The 18,435-nt window shown below is 50.5% G+C and carries 21 protein-coding genes and 1 pseudogene; 21 read left to right on the forward strand and 1 reads right to left on the reverse strand.

What is annotated here, in order from left to right; all coding sequences use genetic code 11:
- The first annotated feature begins 102 nt into the window (after positions 1 to 102).
- From ACS5WU_RS00345 to ACS5WU_RS00440, 20 genes and pseudogenes are all read left to right on the forward strand, one after another.
- Positions 103 to 393 carry a hypothetical protein gene (locus tag ACS5WU_RS00345; RefSeq protein WP_046443196.1) on the forward strand — a complete coding sequence of 97 codons (291 nt, stop codon included), beginning with the start codon at positions 103 to 105 and terminating at the stop codon, positions 391 to 393.
- Entirely contained in the window at positions 393 to 1,070 is a 678-nt protein-coding gene (gene atpB, locus ACS5WU_RS00350; RefSeq protein WP_046443195.1) for a F0F1 ATP synthase subunit A, read from the forward strand. The genes ACS5WU_RS00345 and atpB overlap by 1 nt, the downstream gene beginning before the upstream one ends.
- A 71-nt stretch (positions 1,071 to 1,141) precedes the next feature.
- Positions 1,142 to 1,366: an ATP synthase F0 subunit C gene (gene atpE / locus ACS5WU_RS00355; RefSeq protein ID WP_046443207.1), complete on the forward strand. Its 225-nt coding sequence runs from the start codon at positions 1,142 to 1,144 to the stop codon at positions 1,364 to 1,366.
- Positions 1,367 to 1,417: 51 nt separating this feature from the next.
- Positions 1,418 to 1,894 carry a F0F1 ATP synthase subunit B gene (gene atpF / locus ACS5WU_RS00360; protein WP_046443194.1) on the forward strand — a complete coding sequence of 159 codons (477 nt, stop codon included), beginning with the start codon at positions 1,418 to 1,420 and terminating at the stop codon, positions 1,892 to 1,894.
- 9 nt (positions 1,895 to 1,903) lie between these two features.
- Positions 1,904 to 3,694, forward strand: a pseudogene (gene atpA, locus ACS5WU_RS00365) (F0F1 ATP synthase subunit alpha); the annotation flags it as partial.
- 79 nt (positions 3,695 to 3,773) lie between these two features.
- Entirely contained in the window at positions 3,774 to 4,634 is an 861-nt protein-coding gene (atpG, locus tag ACS5WU_RS00370) for an ATP synthase F1 subunit gamma (protein WP_046443193.1), read from the forward strand.
- A 31-nt stretch (positions 4,635 to 4,665) separates the two neighbouring features.
- Positions 4,666 to 6,087 carry a F0F1 ATP synthase subunit beta gene (gene atpD, locus ACS5WU_RS00375; RefSeq protein ID WP_046443192.1) on the forward strand — a complete coding sequence of 474 codons (1,422 nt, stop codon included), beginning with the start codon at positions 4,666 to 4,668 and terminating at the stop codon, positions 6,085 to 6,087.
- A 1-nt stretch (position 6,088) separates the two neighbouring features.
- Complete coding sequence (atpC, locus tag ACS5WU_RS00380) at positions 6,089 to 6,502, forward strand: ATP synthase F1 subunit epsilon (RefSeq protein WP_046443191.1); 414 nt, start codon at positions 6,089 to 6,091, stop codon at positions 6,500 to 6,502.
- A 79-nt stretch (positions 6,503 to 6,581) separates the two neighbouring features.
- Positions 6,582 to 7,163 (forward strand): bifunctional adenosylcobinamide kinase/adenosylcobinamide-phosphate guanylyltransferase, encoded by a 582-nt coding sequence (gene cobU, locus ACS5WU_RS00385; RefSeq protein WP_302759973.1) that lies wholly within the window; start codon positions 6,582 to 6,584, stop codon positions 7,161 to 7,163.
- Entirely contained in the window at positions 7,160 to 7,726 is a 567-nt protein-coding gene (locus ACS5WU_RS00390; protein WP_046443189.1) for a histidine phosphatase family protein, read from the forward strand. Before cobU ends, ACS5WU_RS00390 begins: the two co-directional genes overlap by 4 nt.
- A gap of 247 nt (positions 7,727 to 7,973) precedes the next feature.
- Complete coding sequence (locus ACS5WU_RS00395; protein ID WP_046443205.1) at positions 7,974 to 9,272, forward strand: phenylacetate--CoA ligase family protein; 1,299 nt, start codon at positions 7,974 to 7,976, stop codon at positions 9,270 to 9,272.
- Positions 9,273 to 9,315: 43 nt separating this feature from the next.
- On the forward strand, positions 9,316 to 11,049 hold the full coding sequence (gene iorA, locus ACS5WU_RS00400) for an indolepyruvate ferredoxin oxidoreductase subunit alpha (protein WP_059109557.1): 1,734 nt from the start codon (positions 9,316 to 9,318) through the stop codon (positions 11,047 to 11,049).
- Positions 11,046 to 11,624 (forward strand): indolepyruvate oxidoreductase subunit beta, encoded by a 579-nt coding sequence (locus ACS5WU_RS00405; protein ID WP_046443187.1) that lies wholly within the window; start codon positions 11,046 to 11,048, stop codon positions 11,622 to 11,624. The genes iorA and ACS5WU_RS00405 overlap by 4 nt, the downstream gene beginning before the upstream one ends.
- A gap of 34 nt (positions 11,625 to 11,658) precedes the next feature.
- The gene (locus ACS5WU_RS00410; RefSeq protein WP_046443186.1) at positions 11,659 to 12,090 is read left to right on the forward strand and encodes an ACT domain-containing protein; all 432 of its coding nucleotides are present in this window, start codon (positions 11,659 to 11,661) and stop codon (positions 12,088 to 12,090) included.
- 13 nt (positions 12,091 to 12,103) lie between these two features.
- Positions 12,104 to 13,261 (forward strand): alanine racemase, encoded by a 1,158-nt coding sequence (alr, locus tag ACS5WU_RS00415; protein ID WP_052740419.1) that lies wholly within the window; start codon positions 12,104 to 12,106, stop codon positions 13,259 to 13,261.
- Positions 13,258 to 13,809 (forward strand): 5-formyltetrahydrofolate cyclo-ligase, encoded by a 552-nt coding sequence (locus tag ACS5WU_RS00420; protein WP_046443185.1) that lies wholly within the window; start codon positions 13,258 to 13,260, stop codon positions 13,807 to 13,809. Before alr ends, ACS5WU_RS00420 begins: the two co-directional genes overlap by 4 nt.
- Positions 13,809 to 14,354: a 16S rRNA (guanine(966)-N(2))-methyltransferase RsmD gene (rsmD, locus tag ACS5WU_RS00425; protein ID WP_046443184.1), complete on the forward strand. Its 546-nt coding sequence runs from the start codon at positions 13,809 to 13,811 to the stop codon at positions 14,352 to 14,354. Before ACS5WU_RS00420 ends, rsmD begins: the two co-directional genes overlap by 1 nt.
- The gene (gene coaD / locus ACS5WU_RS00430; RefSeq protein ID WP_046443183.1) at positions 14,355 to 14,834 is read left to right on the forward strand and encodes a pantetheine-phosphate adenylyltransferase; all 480 of its coding nucleotides are present in this window, start codon (positions 14,355 to 14,357) and stop codon (positions 14,832 to 14,834) included.
- The gene (locus ACS5WU_RS00435) at positions 14,831 to 15,301 is read left to right on the forward strand and encodes a hypothetical protein (RefSeq protein WP_046443182.1); all 471 of its coding nucleotides are present in this window, start codon (positions 14,831 to 14,833) and stop codon (positions 15,299 to 15,301) included. The genes coaD and ACS5WU_RS00435 overlap by 4 nt, the downstream gene beginning before the upstream one ends.
- Positions 15,302 to 15,372: 71 nt before the next feature.
- Entirely contained in the window at positions 15,373 to 16,152 is a 780-nt protein-coding gene (locus tag ACS5WU_RS00440; RefSeq protein ID WP_046443181.1) for a patatin-like phospholipase family protein, read from the forward strand.
- Here the strand turns inward: ACS5WU_RS00440 and ACS5WU_RS00445 are convergent.
- Positions 16,145 to 17,338: a nucleotidyltransferase gene (locus ACS5WU_RS00445; protein ID WP_302759975.1), complete on the reverse strand. Its 1,194-nt coding sequence runs from the start codon at positions 17,336 to 17,338 to the stop codon at positions 16,145 to 16,147. The two genes, ACS5WU_RS00440 and ACS5WU_RS00445, sit on opposite strands and share 8 nt — an antisense overlap.
- Before the next feature lie 92 nt (positions 17,339 to 17,430).
- On the opposite strand from ACS5WU_RS00445, the gene pta reads away from it, so the two are divergent.
- Positions 17,431 to 18,429: a phosphate acetyltransferase gene (gene pta / locus ACS5WU_RS00450; protein ID WP_046443179.1), complete on the forward strand. Its 999-nt coding sequence runs from the start codon at positions 17,431 to 17,433 to the stop codon at positions 18,427 to 18,429.
- The last annotated feature ends 6 nt before the right edge of the window (positions 18,430 to 18,435 follow it).

An 18,435-nucleotide genomic window follows, 5' to 3' on the forward strand; every position in this document is an offset into this window, starting at 1 on the left:
AAACGACGCGTGATTTTTTTTTGAAAACGGTAGTTGCATTCTGCCAAAAATAGGACTAATATAATATCTAAATAAATAAGAAGCAAAGCAGGGTAAATTGCAATGTGGGGAATTTTCATCGGACTTGTGATCGGCGTTTTCGAAGTCTGGCTGCTGAAAAAACTGATTATGATGATGACGTCCGGCAGGAAGAATGCCGGTTTTGCAGTGCCCGTAACGATTGCCAAGCTTGCGCTCATACTTGCCGTGCTTTATTGCATGGCAAGGTTTGTTTCAGTAGAAGCCATGATCTGGTGTGCCTCCGGCATAGCGGTCTCAATGATCGGAATACCGGTTACAAACAGCATTATGACAATCAGAAAGTATAAGCAGCATGGAGGTGAGCAGAAGTAATGGATATACCCAGCGTATTTCCGGGAAAGGTTACTCTTTTCGGCACGTTGCAGGTAAGCCAGACGCTTGTCGCGGCTTTTGGAACAACGATCGCCATTATTATTTTTGCACTGATTTTCCGGTTTGTAATCCTGAAAAATTTCAAAAGAGTTCCAAAGGGGCTTCAAAATGTCATGGAGCTCATGGTGGAGGGGATCAATAAGTTTTCCGGCTCCATTATGGGGGATAAGGCGAAATCAATCGCGCCTTACATCATGACGATTTTTGCATTTATTATCTGCAGCGGGCTGCTCGAATTTATGGGAATCCGTTCCCCCGCTACAGACCTTGATTGTACGATTGCGCTTGCTGTCGTTTCATTTGTATTGATCATCGCATATTCGATCCGTTTTCGGGGAGTGAAGGGCTGGCTTAAAACCTATGCCGAGCCCAAACCCTTTATGGTACCGATCAATGTACTTTCCTCTGTAGCGGTGCCGATCTCGCTGGCGTGCCGGCTTTTTGGGAATATGTTCAGCGGACTCGTAGTAATGGATATGCTGTATGGTGCGCTTGGTTATTTCGCATTTATCGGCATTCCGGGCATCGCATCAATCTACTTTATTTTATTCCACCTTGGAATGCAGTCGTATGTGTTTACCATGCTGACAATGTCTTTCATCGAGGAAAAGGTGTAACACAGGCAGAAAGCGGAGACGCTTTTATAAATTTATTATTTTAAGAATAAATGGAGGTAAAAATTATGGATATGGGTTTAATCGCAATCGGCGCAGGCCTGGCAGTTTTCACAGGTATGGGCGCAGGCATCGGCATGGGTATCGCTACGAGTAAAGCTTGTGAAGCAGTGGCGCGCCAGCCGGAAGCGACGGGTAAAATTAACCAGGTATTGCTGATTGGCCTTGCGCTTGCAGAGTCTACCGCGATTTACGGTTTTGTTATTTCTATTATTATGATATTTACGATGGGAAAATAAACGGAAGACACCTGGCGTTTTTGACGCTGGTCAATCACCAGAGGGATTGTTATGGAAATCAATTTTATTGAAATACTGCTTTATATCGTGAATATTGTCATTCTGTTTTTCTTTTTACGCTGGCTGCTGTATAAGCCGATCACAAAATTTTTGAGCAACAGGACAAACCAGATTCAAAAACAGATCGACGAAGCGGCGCAAAAATATTCCGATGCGGAGCAAATCAAAGCTAAATATGACGAGATGATGCGTAACGCGCAGGACCTTGCGACTGCCCTGATCAATAAGAGCAAAGACGTCGCGGACGAACAGGCGCGCCAGATCGTTACGGAAGCGGAGGAAAGCGCTGCGGAGATCAGAACCCGGACAGACAAGCACATTGAATCCCAAAAGCAGCAGGCTGTGCTTGAGATGCGCCAGGAAGTGACGAAAATGGCGATCCAGATCGCTGAAAAGGTGTTGGAGCGCGAAGTCTCTTATGAGGACAACAAAAACGTAATCAACGAATTTTTTGAGAAGGTGAGTTAGCATTTGAAAATGAAGGGTAAACTCGTCTGTGCAACTGAATTTACGCCCGATGAAATTTCTGCGATCAATGAAAAGTTCAACAAGCTTTTCGATGCGGAGATCGATTTTGAGGTTTCGATAGACCAGGCGCTGATCAGCGGTTTTGTCGCTACGGTCAACAATATGGTCTATGATTTAAGCGCGAAATCCTATCTCGACCGGATGCAGGATTATATTGGGGAAAATACGGTACAGACGAATCATGAAAGCATAGAGGACATCATAGACGCTCTGAAGAAAAATGTGGACGGCGCACTCGCGAAAACGTCTGTTGGAGCGGAGCTCAAGGATAAAATTACACAGTTTGACGTAAAATACGACATCTCGATGATTGGTATCGTGGAACGCACCGGCGACGGGGTGGTATTTGTACGCGGACTGGAAGGCTGCAAATACGGCGAGTTGCTGCAGTTTGAAAACGAAGCCTATGGCATTGTGCTGAATCTTGAGATGGACCGTGTGGGCGCTGTGCTGCTAAACGGCGTAACCGACGTAACCGAAGGCTCCATGGTGCGCCATACGGGCGACGTTGTCAAGGTGCCCGTGGGCGATGCAGTACTTGGAAGGGTAATTAATCCGCTGGGGCTGCCCATCGACGGAAAGGGTAAAATCCTGACGGAGGAATCGCGGCCTATTGAGACGCCGGCGCCGGCAATCATCGACAGGCAGTCGGTTGATACGCCGTTGCAGACCGGAATTTTGGCAATCGACTCCATGATTCCGATTGGACGGGGCCAAAGGGAGCTGATCATTGGCGACAGGCAGACGGGTAAGACTGCGATTGCCGTTGATACGATCATCAACCAAAAAGGGAAGAATGTAAAGTGCGTTTATGTTGCGATTGCGCAAAAGGCTTCTACAATAGCAGAGATCGTTAACAGTTTGGATGAATTCGGCGCGCTTGATTATACGACTGTAGTTGCGTCAACGGCAAGCGATACCGCGCCAATGCAGTATATTGCGCCTTATGCGGGATGTGCGATTGCGGAAAGCTTTATGTATGCGGGCGAGGACGTTTTGATCGTTTACGACGATCTTTCCAAGCATGCGGTAGCATACAGGACGATGTCCCTGCTGCTTCGCAGGCCGCCGGGACGCGAGGCGTATCCTGGCGACGTATTTTATTTGCATTCCAGGCTTCTTGAAAGGGCTGCAAAGCTTTCCGACAAGCTTGGCGGCGGATCGATGACGGCGTTGCCGATCATCGAAACGATGGAGGGAGATATTTCCTCCTATATCCCGACCAATGTGATCTCGATTACAGACGGGCAGATTTACCTCGAAACAGAGCTGTTCAATTCCGGACAGCGTCCGGCTGTAAACGTCGGGCTTTCCGTATCGCGTGTAGGCGGAAGCGCGCAGATTAAAGCAATGAGAAAGGTGGCGGGGCCGCTTCGTCTGGAGCTTGCCCAGTACCGCGAGCTCGAGGTGTTTTCACAGTTTGCTTCGGATCTTGACCAGGCGACGCAGGACGCGCTCAATAACGGGCTTAAGGTGACGCAGGCGCTCATCCAGCCGCAATATGCGCCGTATTCTGTAGAGAACCAGGTTATTTTGCTTTGCGTTGCGACCAATAAGGCGCTGATGGATATCCCTGTCGATAAAATCAGGAAATTCAACAGCGAATTCCTGGATTTTGCAAACGCGAAATATCCGCAGATTAAAGGTGATATCAAAACGACCGGAAACCTGACGGACGAAAATCAAAAAATGATTCTGGACGCGGCAGAGGAATTCAAACGCGGATTCCTTACTGAAAAGGAGAATGCGGACGATGCGGGGCTTTCGGAGCCGGTCGCCGTTACCGTAGATCCGATTGCGGAAATGAGCGTGGACAGCCATGAGTAATACTGCGGATGTAAAAAGCAGCATACGCGCGATCAACGATACGAGTAAGATCACCAAAGCGATGAAGCTGATTTCCACATCGAAGATGCAGAAGGCGATTGCGCGCTATGATGCAAACCTGTTGTATTTTAACCGGGTACGCAGCGCGCTCAAGGATATTCTGGTGCATTCACACGACCTGCACCATACGTTTTTGGAAAAGCACGAGAAGGGCTTTCCCGCATATATCGTGATTGCGGCGGATAAGGGATTGTGCGGCGGATATAACCACAACATCCTCAACTTTGCGTACGACTTCATGAAGGAAGGCGAAAAATTCGTCATTACCATCGGACAGGAGGCGCGGGCGTTTTTTGAGCGCAAGAAGGTGCCTATCGACGTGGAATATCTTCACATTTCACAGAATCCAACGCTTTACGAGGCGCGAAACCTGGCTGCGGATTTATCCAAAATGTACCGCAGCAGTGAAATGAACGAGGTGTACCTCATTTATACGAGGTATTATTCATCCGTAAAACAGGTGCCAACAGCGCTGAAGCTTTTGCCGGTAGAGATGTCGGAATTTGATGATATTGAGACGGAGCTTGATTATGAAAACGAAATGAATTACCATCCGTCGCCAAACAAGGTGTTTGACGTGTTGGTGCCGCAGTATATCATCGGCCTCATTTACGGGGCGCTTATTCAGGCGTTTGCCAGTGAAAACAGCGCGCGTATGGTGGCGATGGATTCCTCCACCAAAAATGCGGAGGAAATGCTCGGAAAGCTCAATATTGCGCTGAACCGTGCGCGCCAGCAGGCGATCACCATGGAAATTACGGAAATCGTGGGAGCGATGGACGCGCTTACCTGACGAGAGGGACTATATTAGGAGTAACGAACGTATGTATGAATATAAGATTAAAAGCGAGGGCGAGATCATCAAGATTACAGGCCCCGTCATCGATGTAAGGTTTGCCGAAGACCAGGCAAACCCGTCGATTAATACGATTCTTTATGCAAAGCATAACGACAGCGACGACGACGCCCCCGTCTGGATGGAGGTTGCGTCTCAGGTCGGCGAAAACGTTGTGCGCTGCATTGCCCTTGAAGCAACGGAAGGGCTTGCCTGCGGCATGAGGGTATTCAATACCGGGGAACCGATCACGGTTCCGGTTGGCGAGGCAATCCTTGGAAGGGTTGTAAACGTCATGGGCGAGCAAATCGACGGCAAGGGAGAAATAAAAGCCGACGAATATTGGCCGATTTACCGTCCGGCGCCGCCGTTTGCGGAACAAAATCCGGTGTCAGAGATATTTGAAACAGGCCTGAAGGTAATCGATCTCATCGCGCCTTACGCAAAGGGCGGTAAAATTGGATTGTTCGGAGGCGCGGGTGTAGGCAAGACCGTGCTGATTAACGAACTGATTCATAATATTGCCACGGAAAGCGGCGGCTATTCGGTGTTCACCGGCGTGGGGGAAAGAAGCAGGGAGGGTAACGACCTCATCAGCGAAATGGCGGAGAGCGGCGTGCTGGAAAAGACGGCGCTTGCGTTTGGGCAAATGAACGAGCCGCCGGGCTCGCGTATGCGCGTCGCCATGACAGGCCTTACGATGGCCGAGTACCTGCGTGATAAAACAGGCCAGAACGTACTATTATTTATCGATAATATTTACCGCTTTATCCAGGCGGGTTCGGAGGTTTCGGCGCTGCTTGGGCGTATCCCTTCGGCGGTTGGGTATCAGCCGACGCTTGCAAACGAGCTTGGCGCGCTCGAGGAGCGTATTACATCCACGAAGCATGGTTCCATCACGTCCGTGCAGGCAATTTATGTTCCCGCGGACGACCTGACGGATCCTGCGCCTGCGACGACGTTTACTCACCTCGACGCGATCACGGTGCTGTCCAGAAGCGTATCCGAGCTGGGTATCTATCCGGCTGTGGATCCGCTGGAATCAACGTCAAGGATACTCGATCCACGTATTGTAGGCGAGGAGCATTACGACGTGGCAAGCAGGGTGGTACACACACTGCAACGCTATAAGGAATTGCAGGATATCATTTCGATTCTGGGCATGGAAGAGCTTGCGCCGGACGACAAGGTGACGGTATTCCGCGCGAGGAAGATACAGAAATTCCTCTCCCAGCCTATGTTTGTGGCTGAGGTTTATACGGGCATCAAGGGCGAATATGTGCCGCTCGAAAAGACGATCAAAAGCTTTAAGGCCATACTCGACGGCGAAGTGGACGACCTGCCGGAGCAGGCGTTCTATATGACCGGCGACATTGATCAGGTAAAAGAAAAAGCAAAGGATATGAAATAACATGGCTTCGCAATTCCTATTGGAGATTTTGACGCCGGAACGGTCGTTTTACTGCGACAGCATCGTGTCTGTTATTTTTCCGACTGAGGACGGGCAAATGTCCATCCAAAAGGGGCATGAGTCGGAGGTAGTGACGGTCGTACCGGGAGAGGTAAAAATAAATACCGGTAAAAAATGGGTGATGTGTTCCGTTGCGGAAGGCTTCCTGGAGGTGCGTCCGGATGAGACGATCATGTTTACGCAGGCCGCCGAATGGCCTGATGAGATCGATGTAAAGCGGGCGGAACGCGCCAAGGAGCGTGCGGAGGAGCGCCTGCGCCAGAAGCGCAGCGAGGAAGAGTACCGGCGCAACAAGATCGCGCTTGCGCGCGCGATGGCACGTCTCAGCCTCACCAAGCGCAAAACCACACTGTAGAAAAACAAAAGGACGGGGGTTGCCCCGCCTTTTTTGTACGGAGACTTTACCGGAAGGGTAGAATGATAAAGGAAAGTTTATGGGAAAGCTGATTTTTTTGACAGGCGGCGTGAGAAGCGGAAAAAGCGATCATGCGGAGCGGATGGCAGCCCGTTATGAAGACGTTGCTTATATTGCAACGGCAATAAGCACTGACGCGGAGATGCGGCGGCGTATCGATAAACACCAGCAGAGAAGGCCGCAGACATGGAAAACCTACGAAGCGCCGTATGATATTGCCGGCGCCGTGCGGGAAAACGAACATGAGGCGTACCTGATTGACTGCATTACCGTCTATATCACAAACCTGCTGCTGCGGGAAAAAACAGACTGGGACGGGACGGATGTACTGGAACGCGGGGAGCAGGAAGCGCTTGAGCGGAAAATCGAAGAAAAAATCAGGGAATTACTTGCCGAAATTTCCAAAAGCGACGCTGCATTTATTGTCGTTTCAAACGAGGTGGGCATGGGGCTTGTTCCCGCTTATTCCCTGGGACGACTATTCCGCGACGCAGCGGGCATGGCAAACAGGATGATTGCGGACGCGGCAGGCGAGGTATACCTCTCGGTGAGCGGTATACTGCTGCCGCTGAAAAAAGATGAAAACGGAGGAAAACAGTGAGTACGTGTTTTACATTTTTGCGGCATGCGCAGACGGATGCAAACGCCAGTGGCGTATTCAGCGGCAAAACGGATTTGCCGCTGAACGAAGAGGGGAAAGAATGTGCGCTCGCAGCGGCAAAGGCGCTTTCGGAAGAGCGGTTTGACGTGATCTTTTACGGAACCATGAAGCGCGTGCTGCAAACGACGGATTATGTATTGAGCGAGATGAAACGCGTCCCTAAAATCATATTAAAATCAGACCGGATCGTCGAAACGGATTTTGGGCGCTTTGAGGGGCTTGGAGCCGATGAGATCGCAAAAAATTATCCGGACGACTGGAAACGTTATATGGAGGACTGGCAAACGTTTGTTTTTCCGGGGGGAGACAGCGTGGAGGAATACTATGAACGCTGCGAAAAGTTTATCCATGACGTTTTATTTGAGTATGAAAATAACCGTATCCTGATTGTGGCGCACAAGGGGTTTATACTTGCATGCCTGTCGGCGCTGCTTACGGGGGATATGTCGGATCTTTTTACAAGGGATATCCAAAACGGGGAGGCTGTCACTGTGACAGTCTAGTATTCTACGGAATACATACGGAAATACACGAAAAAAACGAATGACACATATGGCGTTTTGCCCATATGTGTTTGTTTTTTCCCTATAGATGTATTATAATATTTTATAGTTTGCTTTGCGTCGGAAGGCAGGAGGGGGAACCCCGTGGCAATGACTGCCGTTATTGTTATTCCTGCAGGGGCGCGGCACAATTTTGATATGCGGCGCATATCGGTATGGAATGATGGAGGGTATATCGTTGGAACACATTATTTGGGACAAGGAAGTCGAGTGTGCGGACCGAAAGAAAATCAGGGAATTGCAGCTGGAAAGGCTGAAACACTCTGTTCAGTATTGCTACGACAATGTACCCCACTACAAAAAGAAAATGGACGAACTGGGGATTAAGCCCGGGCATATTAAAACGCTGAAAGACATTGAAAAGCTTCCGTTTACCACAAAGGACGATTTGAGGGACAATTATCCGTATGGGATGTTTGCTGTTCCCATGAAAAAGATCGTTCGTGTGCACGGCTCTTCCGGAACGACGGGGAACCCGACGATTGTGGGCTATACGCGCCACGATCTGGATATGTGGACGGGGCTTGTGACGCGTATCGCGTGTGCGGCAGGGGTGGTTCCTGACGATATCGCACAGATTTCATTTGGCTACGGCCTTTTTACGGGCGGGTTTGGCCTGCACTATGGCTTGGAACGCGCGGGGGCGACGGTGATCCCTGTTTCGAGCGGGAACACAAAACGGCAGATTAAATTTATGCAGGATTTTGGCAGCACGGTGCTTATCAGTACGCCGTCCTATGCGATGTACCTTGGAGAGACCGCGCAAAATATGGGCATCGACTTTAAAAAACTCAAGCTGCGTCTGGGCCTCTTTGGCGGCGAAGGCCATACCAAAGAGATGCAAAAACAGATCGAGAAATATTTGAATATTACCGACACGGAAAATTACGGCCTTTCAGAGGTGATCGGGCCGGGCTTTTCAGGGGAATGTTACGTGCAGAACGGAATGCACATTGCGGATGACGAATTTATATCGGAGATCATCGATCCGGATACGGGAGAGGTGCTGGAGATGGGCGAACGCGGCGAGCTTGTGGTAACGAGCCTTACAAAAGAGGCGCTGCCCATCCTGCGCTACCGCACCAAGGACATTACGCGCCTGACGGACGAGCCGTGCAAATGCGGCAGGACTACGACGCGTATGGAGAAGGTATCCGGCAGGACGGACGACATGCTGATTATCCGCGGGGTGAATGTGTTCCCGTCGCAGATCGAGGGAGTGCTGCTTGGCATGGAGGACGTCGCACCGCATTACGAGATTGTGCTCACCACAGAAAAGCATCTCGATAAGATCGAGGTCAAGGTGGAGGTGGCAAACGAAGCGCTGCTTACAAGCTATGGCGCGCTCGAAAAGCTGCGCGAGCAGATCGCGCATAACATTTTCACAGTGCTCAATATGCACGTGAAGGTAACGCTTGCGGAGCCGCAGAGCCTGAAACGGTTTGAAGGGAAAGCGCAGCGGGTAACCGACAACCGCAGCGAATAAAAGGAATAAATGATCAGTCATTGAAATAAGTAAGAGGAATGGTATGAGAATGAAAAAAATTATGCTGGGAAACGAAGCGTATGCGCAGGGGGCGTATGAGGCTGGCGTGAATGTCGTTTCATCGTATCCGGGCACGCCGAGTACGGAAGTGACGGAAAATGTTGTAAAGCATGACGAGGTGTATGCCGAATGGGCGCCGAATGAAAAGGTTGCGCTCGAAGTGGCGGCAGGCGCGGCTTATGGCGGCGCGCGCGCGCTTTCGTGCATGAAACATGTAGGGCTTAATGTGGCGGCCGATCCGCTTTTTACCGCGTCTTATACGGGCGTAAACGGCGGACTGGTGGTATTGGTGGCGGACGATCCGGGGATGCACTCCAGCCAGAATGAACAGGATTCGCGGTTTTATGCGCGCAGCGCTCATTTGCCGATGCTCGAGCCTGCGGACAGCGGCGAGGCAAAGGAATTTATGAAACGCGCGTTTGAGCTGAGCGAGCAATTTGATACGCCGGTTTTGCTGCGGTCAAATACGAGGATATCGCATTCGCGCGGCGTGGTTGAGATTGGTGAGCGTACGGAGGTTCCGGTAAAGCCGTACGAAAAAAACATCCAAAAATATGTTATGATGCCGGGTATGGCAAAAAAACGTCACGTAGTTGTGGAACAGCGCATGAAGGACATTGCCGCATACGCGGATACATGCGACCTGAACAGGGTAGAGTATAATGATACGGAAGTTGGCGTGGTGACGAGCGGAACCTGTTACAACTATGTGAAGGAAGCGCTGCCAAACGCAAGCGTGCTGAAGCTCGGCATGGTATATCCGCTGCCCCGGAATATGATCAGGGAATTTGCTTCCAAAGTGAAAAAGCTTTATGTGATCGAGGAGCTCGAACCGTTTTTTGAAAACCAGATCAGAGTTATGGGCCTTCCTGTGGAAGGAAAGGACCTGTTTACCGTACAGGGAGAATACTCCGTGCGGATGCTGAAAGAAAAATTAGGCGGAGGAGTGTGCAACCCTGTCGACGTCGGGACGCTTCCAATGCGCCCGCCGGTGCTCTGCCCGGGCTGCCCGCACAGGGCGGTTTATTACCTGTTTAATAAACTCAAACTCACGGCGATGGGCGATATTGGTTGCTATACGCTTGGCGCGGGGGCGCCGCTTTCCGCGATCGATACGACGCTGTGCATGGGCGCTTCCATCGGAATGGCACACGGCATGGAGAAGGCGCGCGGCGGGGAGTTTGCGCGTAAGCTTGTAAGCGTGATTGGCGACAGCACGTTTATGCACTCGGGCATCACGGGCCTTGTGAATATGATTTACAACGGAGCGACCTCCACTGTGCTGATCCTTGACAATTCCACGACGGGCATGACGGGGCACCAGGATCATCCGGCAACGGGAAAGAATGCAAAGGGAGAACCTGCGCCCGCTGTGGATATCAGGAAACTCGTGGAGACGATTGGCGTGAAAAACATCCGCGTCCTCGATCCGTTCGACCTTGATGCGCTTGAAACGGCGCTCCGGGAGGAGACGGCAAAGGAAGAGCTATCGGTAATCATCACGCAGCGTCCATGTATGCTGATCGATAAAAATGCGGACAAGGGAACGCTCGTCGTTACGGATGCGTGCAAAAATTGCGGCGCGTGCCTGCGGCTGGGATGTCCTGCAATCGTTAAGGGGGAAAACGGAGTGCGGATCGACGCATCGCTTTGCGTCGGCTGCGGATTGTGCGCGGACATTTGTCCGTTCCATGCGATTGGAGGGATTGAGGAATGAAAAGTATATTGATTGCCGGCGTAGGCGGACAGGGAACGCTGCTTGCAAGTATGGTGTTTGGGCAGATTGCCTTAAAGCTTAATTATGACGTTAAATTATCGGAAGTGCACGGTATGGCGCAGCGCGGGGGCAGCGTCGTCACTTATGTGCGTATTGGGGATAAAGGAGAAACGGTTTATTCCCCGGTGATCGACGAATGCGGCGCGGATATCCTGCTTGCATTTGAGGAGCTCGAAGGACTGCGGTGGCTGCCGTTTTTGAATCCGGACGGAGGAAAGGCGTACTGCAATACGCAGCAGATACTTCCCATGCCTGTGATCACTGGCGCGATGGAATATCCGCAGGATGTGGAGGGAAAGATCAAAGCGCATTTCCCGGATGCGGTCTTTGTGGACGCGCTTTCGCTCGCAAACGAGGCGGGCAGCGTAAAGGCGGTCAATACGGTGCTGCTGGGAGTGCTTGCAAAGAACATGGACATTGAAAAAAACGTCTGGCTGGACGCAATACGAAGCGTTGTTAAGCCAAAATTTATTGAGATGAACGAAAAGGCATTTTTGCTCGGTTACGGGCTGTAAACGCATTCGCTATATCAAAAAGGAGGATCACGGCATGATGATCAATCAGATATCGGTCTTTGTGGAAAACAAAAAGGGAAGGCTGTACAGCCTGACCAAGACACTGGCGGAAAACAATATCGATTTGAAGGCTTTGAGCATTGCGGACACCGCGGAATTCGGTATCCTGCGCTGCATTGTCAACGATCCTCAATCAGCGCTTAAAATCGTAAAGGACGCGGGCTTTACCGCCACGATGACGCAGGTGCTTGGCATTGAGGTGGAGGATGTGCCGGGCGGGCTTGCGCGCGTGCTCGAAATCCTGCGTGAAAACGATATCAGTATCGAATACTTATATTCGTTTGTGGGAACGAGAAGCGACAACGCGCTTATTATTTTCCGTGTGGAAGAAACGGAAAAGGCCTATGAGGCGTTAAAAGATTCGGGCCTCAAAATACTCACGGAAGAAATGGTCTATAACATTTAAAAGGCGGCTTATCTTGTATAGAAGGACATACGCCAGGATTCACCTGGAGAATTTGAAACAGAACATCGAAAATGCGGCGAAGAACCTGCCGCCGTCGTGCGGGATAGTAGCCGTAGTGAAGGCAAATGCGTACGGGCACGGTGCGGTAGAGTGTTCTTTTGCAGCCAAAAGTGCGGGCGCGCGAATGCTTGCCGTTGCCCTTGCGGAGGAGGCGCAGGAGCTTCGCGGCGCGGGGATCGATATGCCCGTTATGATTATCGGACGGTCAAATCCTGACCAGCTGCGGCTCGCTATGGCGCTCGATTTGCAGCCATGCGTTTTTACGCCGGACGACATATTGCTTTTGCAGCAAATTTGTAAGCAGGAAGGAAAAAGGTGTTCTGTGCACCTGAAATTTGATACGGGGATGTGCAGGATCGGTATTCGCAGCGAAGAAGAGCTCGCGGCGTGCCTTGACGCGCTTGCGCGTTGCGCAGACGTGGAGCTTAACGGTGTGTTTACCCACTTTGCAAACAGCGACGCAAAGGATAAGGCGCACGCGCAGATGCAGCACCACAGGTTTATGGGCTACATTAAAATTTTAAATGAAAAGGGCTTATATCCCGCCATTCATGCGGATAACAGCGCGGGCACGATAGACCTGCCGCAGTTTTCGCACGACATGGTGCGTTTTGGCATCTCCATGTATGGGTATTATCCTTCTGACGAGGTCAAAAAGGATGCGGTGCCCCTCGCCCCGGTGATGGAGGTGTTCGCGGAGATATCCAATGTCAAGACAATCGATATTGGAGAGAGCGTAGGCTATGGCAGCACCTTTACAGCGGCGCGCAAAACGCGGGTGGCGACTGTGCAGATCGGCTATGGCGATGGGTATAACAGGCTGCTTTCCAACCGCGGCAGGATGATCGTCACAACGCAGCAGGGTTCGTTTTACGCCCCGGTGATCGGGCGGGTATGTATGGACCAGACAATGATCGACATTACGGACGTACAGGGGACGGTGCGCGTTGGAGACGAAGCGGTCGTACTTGGAAACGCGGGCGGTAAAAGCGTTTCTGCCGATGATATGGCAAGGCTTTGCGAAACGATCAGCTATGAAATTTTACTTGATTTTAACTACAGGGTGCCGCGCGTTTATACGGGCAGCGAAACGGCTGGTGACAGAATATGACAAAACAGGAAATTCGCAGGAAAATACTGGATATGCGAAAGGGGCTGACTTCAAAATACATCGAGGATGAATCTGAACGGATTTACGAGCGGCTGACGGAAAGCAAGATTCTGGATGGCGCAAAGAATGTTTTGATTTACAGCGACTTTGACGGAGAGGTAAAGACCGCGGCCTTAACGGGGTGGATGATGTATCATGGAATGCGCATTTTCCTGCCATGTATCGATTGCGGCGATATGCACGCTGCGGATATCAAAAGCGCGGCGCTTGAATTGAGTGCGTTCGGCATTGCACAGCCAAGGTTTTCCGATGCGCAGATGGCGGAGCCGGGGGAGCTTGACGCGGTGATTGTGCCGGGAATCGCATTTGACAGGCAAAAGAACAGGATCGGCTTTGGAAAAGGATATTACGACGCTTATCTGGCGCAGGCGGTTCACGCAAAAAAGATAGCCCTTGCTTACGATTTCCAGATTGTCGATCATATTCCGGGTGAAAAACACGATATCCGCATGGACATGATCATAACGCCGGACGGGATTATCAGGTAATGAGGATTATTGCAGGTGAAAAAAGAGGGACGAAGCTTATTGCGCCGGAGGGAATTGACACCCGCCCAACGCTCGATCATGTGAAAGAGGCGCTCTTTGGAAGACTGCAATTCGAGCTGCACGGAACCGTTGTGCTCGATCTGTTCGCAGGGAGCGGCGCTTTGGGGCTTGAAGCGCTCTCGCGCGGCGCGGCGCAGGCTGTTTTTGTAGAAAATGCCGGCGGGGCGCAAAAAGCAATCGAGCGGAACATTCAGGCTGCCGGTTTCGAAAAAAAAGCAGTTGTTCTGAAAAAGGACTATGAGGCGGCAATTAAGTTATTTCAAAATCAAAAAAAGTTTGATATAGTAATAATAGATCCACCATATAAGGGCGGATACTATGAGAGGGTGTTTGAGCTTGCGGCAGGATGCGGCATTCTTGCAAAAAATGCCGTTGCGGTTGCGGAAAGCGATTTTCTGCTTCCGGCACAGGCAGGGTACCGGCTCGAAAAACAAAAAAGGTACGGGAAAACATTTTTAAGTTTTTACCGTTGGGAAGAGGAATAGATGAAGGCGTGCGTGTATCCGGGAAGTTTTGACCCAATTACAAAAGGGCATCTGGACATCATCGAACGTGCCTGCAATATTTTTCCGAAGGTGTATGTGGGAGTATTGAAAAATCCTTCCAAAACCTATCTGTTCAGTCTCGACACGCGTATGGAGATGATTCGCCGTGCGACGGCGCACATAAGGGGCGTTGAGGTGGTTTGCTTTGACGGGCTGCTTGTCGATCTTCTGAAAAAGCTTGATTGCAGGATTATTATCCGCGGCCTTCGCACAGGCGCGGATCTGGAGCTGGAGCAGCAGCTTTCAGTGATCAACGGACAGCTTTTGCCGGGCGTAGAAACGCTGGCGCTTCTTTCCAAACCTGAAACTTACTTCATCAGTTCGACAGCTGTGCGCGAGCTTGTGGAGTTTCATGCGGATATTTCCGCATATGTTCCCAGAGAAGTATCGGATATGATAAACGGAGGAATCACGGAATGAAAATTTACGACCTGTTAAATGAAATTATGGGTGAAATTGACGATAGCCGCAAGTCTTTGTTTGGTAACAAAAAAACGATAGACGTTGATTTTGTCCTGGAAATACTGGAAGAGATCAGGGACGCGCTTCCGGAGGAAATCGTATATGCGCAGGAAGTATTAAAACGCAAGAAAGAGATCATAGACCAGGCCGAGCAAAAAGCAAAGGATATCCTCGACGGTGTGGATAACCGCCTTGCGGAATTAATCGAAGAGCATCGGGTGACGCAGCTTGCATACGAGAAATCAAACAGGATGGTTGACGTGGCGCAGAAGCAGGCGTATGAAATCCGCACAAACGCAAACGATTACGCTGTGAATGTTCTGGAGGATTTGTCGTCCTATATGAAGGAATATATTGATATCATCAAAGAAAACAAATCGAATTTTATCAATAAAAAGAACAAAGACCAGGCGGAATTTGAATAAGCTGTTTCAGGGGAAATCTTTGCGTTATATCTGTAACGTGAAGATTTTTTACGATAAGGAGAATTTGAACTATGGCAAACGGCAAAAAAATGGCGCTGGCGCTTGGCGGGGGCTCTGCCCGCGGCTTTGCACACATTGGCGTTTTAAATGTGCTGATCAAAAATAAAGTACCGATTCACTCGATCGCGGGATGCAGTATGGGATCGCTTATCGGCGGGATTTTTGCGTCGGAGGGGCAGATAGAGGCGCTTGAAAATCTTGCGGTTGTATTTGATTACAAAAAATATTTTGATTTTACGCTGTCTAATGTTGGTTATGTGAAGGGAAACAAGGTAGAGGACCTGATTAAGCTCATGACCAAAAATATTCTGATCGAAAAGACAAAGGTGCCCTTTTGCTGCATTGCGACATGTATTGAGGAAGGAAAATTGAAGCGTTTTACCACCGGCCCGATTCACGAGGCGGTGCGCGCCAGTATTTCGATTCCGGGAATGTTTATGCCGCAGAAGATTGACAATAAGACCTATGTGGACGGCGGCGTAATAGACCGCACGGCGATAGAAGCGGCGTGGGAAATGAAGCCGGACGTTGTGGTTGCCGTAGATGTTTCCTATCGTGGGGAGCCGATCAAGCCGCCCAAAAGCGTGATCGAGCTGGCGCAGGTATCCTTTACAATTTCAGATTGGTACCGCGCGCAGACAGAGCTTCCAAAGGCGGATTTGCAGATATTGCCGGAGGTAAACGATATTGACGGAAATCAATATAAAGATATCCAGACGATCATAAAGCGTGGGGAGGAAGCGGCGGAAAAAGCGCTTCCGGAAATCAAGAAATTGCTTGGGATCAAATAATCATCAGTTTTTGTGTGAAATCGCGTCCGGCGGGCGCGATTTTTTTTGTGAACAGCCCATAGATGTCTGAAGAAAGAAGGTCGTAATGCAGCAGGCTGCCATCAGGGAATTCCGCCGCTTTCGTAACGAGCGGGATATGCGTTTGCCTGGAAATAAGCGACAGCAGCTCCATACTCTTTTTCCGCACGCCCAGCACGCGGGCATAAAGCGGTTCCTCCATAGCGCAGGCAAGGGCCTGCTTTGTAACGCCAAACAATGCGTAAAGTAAAATACGCTGAATGCGCGTGTAGGTATACCGTTTGCTTTTGATCGCATGAATCAGGCCGTCATAGCTTTGCACATCTTTCGCGCATGCGGAAATTTTATGCTCCAGCCCTTCCGCAACCTCGGCAATTTCTCTGAGTCCATTAATGCCGAGCATGCGCAGCGCATATATGACATGGGGAAACATGGCCTCCGGTGAAACGGCGCAAGCTTCCTGATACAGGGGCAGGCATTTAGCAGGCACGTGGCCGCGGTAGTCCCTTCCGTGGAGGATTGCCGCGCGGACTGCTGTCGCGCTGGAGTATGTGTCTGAAAGCATGCGGGAGGAATATTCATTGCCCTCGCGTTTTAAGACGAAGGGAGATATCTTGCTGCCGATACGGAGAAGCTCCTTGCAATACTCGATTCCAAGGATGTTGTTCGAGCCGGTGAACGTGGACTCGCAATGTTGTGGCAAAAAGGACGCTAGTGCATATGCACGCGCCGAAGGGAAGGAAACGCCGCACGAAAGCTGCTCCTTCAAAGCTGTGGAAAACTCTGGAGGCTCTTCCAGCAGGAGAGCGGCGGCATCCAAAAGGGCGGAGGTGTCCGCGTTTTCCGCACCGAAGGAAAGATAGTCAATACAACCAAGCGCATTGAGGACGTCCACGCCGCCCCGCGCAAAGCCTTCCGCGCTTTGCGTAGCATAGAGGAACGGAAGCTCCAGCACAAGGTCTGCCCCGCACAGCAGGGCGCTGTGCGCGCGTGTCCATTTATCATAGACCATGCACTCGCCACGCTGAGAAAAATTGCCGCTTATCACACAAATAATGTAATCCGCGCCGGTTTTTTGTCTGGTTTGCGAAATATGGTGGGCGTGCCCCATATGAAATGGGTTATATTCTGCTATAATTCCGGCTATTTTCATAAAATCCCTTTTCAAAAAGCGTTTTCTCATCTATAATATATGAGTGCATTATAACAGAGAAACCAATTTTTTAAAATAATAATATCAAAACGTGAGGTGTACCTAAAATGTCATTGATGGACAAGATCAAGGAAAAGGCAAAATCGGTTCAAAAGAACATTGTACTGCCTGAGGGCAGCGAACCGCGTACGATCGAAGCGGCTGCAAAGATTGCGGAGCAGGGAATTGCACACGTGATCCTGCTCGGCGACGAGAAGGAAATCGAAGCTGCAAACACAAAGAAGGTCGATCTTTCGGGAGCGACGATCATCAATCCGGCAACTTCCCCAAAGCTTGACGAGTACGCAAATATGTTTTATGAAATGCGTAAGAGCAAGGGCATCACTCCTGAGCAGGCAAAGGAAACCTGCAAGGATACGCTTTATTACGCAGTCATGATGATCAAAAACAATGACGCGGACGGCATGGTTTCCGGCGCGATCCATTCCACGGGCGATACGCTTCGTCCGGCGTTGCAGGTGATCAAAACAAAGCCGGGCGTACCGATTGTTTCAAGCTGCTTCATTATGGAGCATCCGGATACGAAGTGGGGCCAGGACGGCGTTATGGTCTTTGCGGACTGCGCTGTTAATATCGATCCGACGGCAGAGGAGCTTGCGGCGATTGCGATTGCTTCCGCAGACTCTGCAAAAGCGCTTGCCGGGATAGACGATCCGAAGATTGCGATGCTCTCCTTCTCAACCAAGAACAGCGCAAAGCATGAAAAGGTAGATAAAGTGGTTGAAGCGACAAGGCTTGCAAAAGAAATGGCGCCAGAGCTCAATATAGACGGTGAATTGCAGGCTGACGCAGCGCTCATTGAAGCGGTAGGGCAGTTAAAGAGCCCGGGCAGCAAGGTCGCAGGACATGCGAATGTACTGATTTTCCCGGACATCCAGGCGGGGAATATTGGTTATAAGCTGGTACAGAGACTGGGCGGCGCGGATGCAATCGGTCCGGTTTGCCAGGGGCTTGCGCGTCCGGTGAACGACCTGTCGCGTGGGTGCAGCGTGGAGGATATTGTATCTGTCGTTGCGATGACTGCTGTTCAGGCGCAGTCTTTCTAACAATAA

It is taken from the genome of Christensenella sp. KGMB01412 (assembly GCF_055522415.1).

Bases quoted from the DNA above. Each gene is read 5' to 3' on its own strand.
- coaD (WP_046443183.1), top strand. From the start codon at position 14,355: ATGAAGGCGTGCGTGTATCCGGGAAGTTTTGACCCAATTACAAAAGGG.
- ACS5WU_RS00405 (WP_046443187.1), top strand. From the start codon at position 11,046: ATGAAAAGTATATTGATTGCCGGCGTAGGCGGACAGGGAACGCTGCTT.
- cobU (WP_302759973.1), top strand. From the start codon at position 6,582: ATGGGAAAGCTGATTTTTTTGACAGGCGGCGTGAGAAGCGGAAAAAGC.
- ACS5WU_RS00410 (WP_046443186.1), top strand. From the start codon at position 11,659: ATGATGATCAATCAGATATCGGTCTTTGTGGAAAACAAAAAGGGAAGG.
- atpE (WP_046443207.1), top strand. From the start codon at position 1,142: ATGGGTTTAATCGCAATCGGCGCAGGCCTGGCAGTTTTCACAGGTATG.
- atpB (WP_046443195.1), top strand. From the start codon at position 393: ATGGATATACCCAGCGTATTTCCGGGAAAGGTTACTCTTTTCGGCACG.
- atpC (WP_046443191.1), top strand. From the start codon at position 6,089: ATGGCTTCGCAATTCCTATTGGAGATTTTGACGCCGGAACGGTCGTTT.
- ACS5WU_RS00440 (WP_046443181.1), top strand. From the start codon at position 15,373: ATGGCAAACGGCAAAAAAATGGCGCTGGCGCTTGGCGGGGGCTCTGCC.
- iorA (WP_059109557.1), top strand. From the start codon at position 9,316: ATGAGAATGAAAAAAATTATGCTGGGAAACGAAGCGTATGCGCAGGGG.
- atpF (WP_046443194.1), top strand. From the start codon at position 1,418: ATGGAAATCAATTTTATTGAAATACTGCTTTATATCGTGAATATTGTC.
- ACS5WU_RS00435 (WP_046443182.1), top strand. From the start codon at position 14,831: ATGAAAATTTACGACCTGTTAAATGAAATTATGGGTGAAATTGACGAT.
- ACS5WU_RS00345 (WP_046443196.1), top strand. From the start codon at position 103: ATGTGGGGAATTTTCATCGGACTTGTGATCGGCGTTTTCGAAGTCTGG.
- ACS5WU_RS00420 (WP_046443185.1), top strand. From the start codon at position 13,258: ATGACAAAACAGGAAATTCGCAGGAAAATACTGGATATGCGAAAGGGG.
- atpG (WP_046443193.1), top strand. From the start codon at position 3,774: ATGAGTAATACTGCGGATGTAAAAAGCAGCATACGCGCGATCAACGAT.
- pta (WP_046443179.1), top strand. From the start codon at position 17,431: ATGTCATTGATGGACAAGATCAAGGAAAAGGCAAAATCGGTTCAAAAG.
- rsmD (WP_046443184.1), top strand. From the start codon at position 13,809: ATGAGGATTATTGCAGGTGAAAAAAGAGGGACGAAGCTTATTGCGCCG.
- atpD (WP_046443192.1), top strand. From the start codon at position 4,666: ATGTATGAATATAAGATTAAAAGCGAGGGCGAGATCATCAAGATTACA.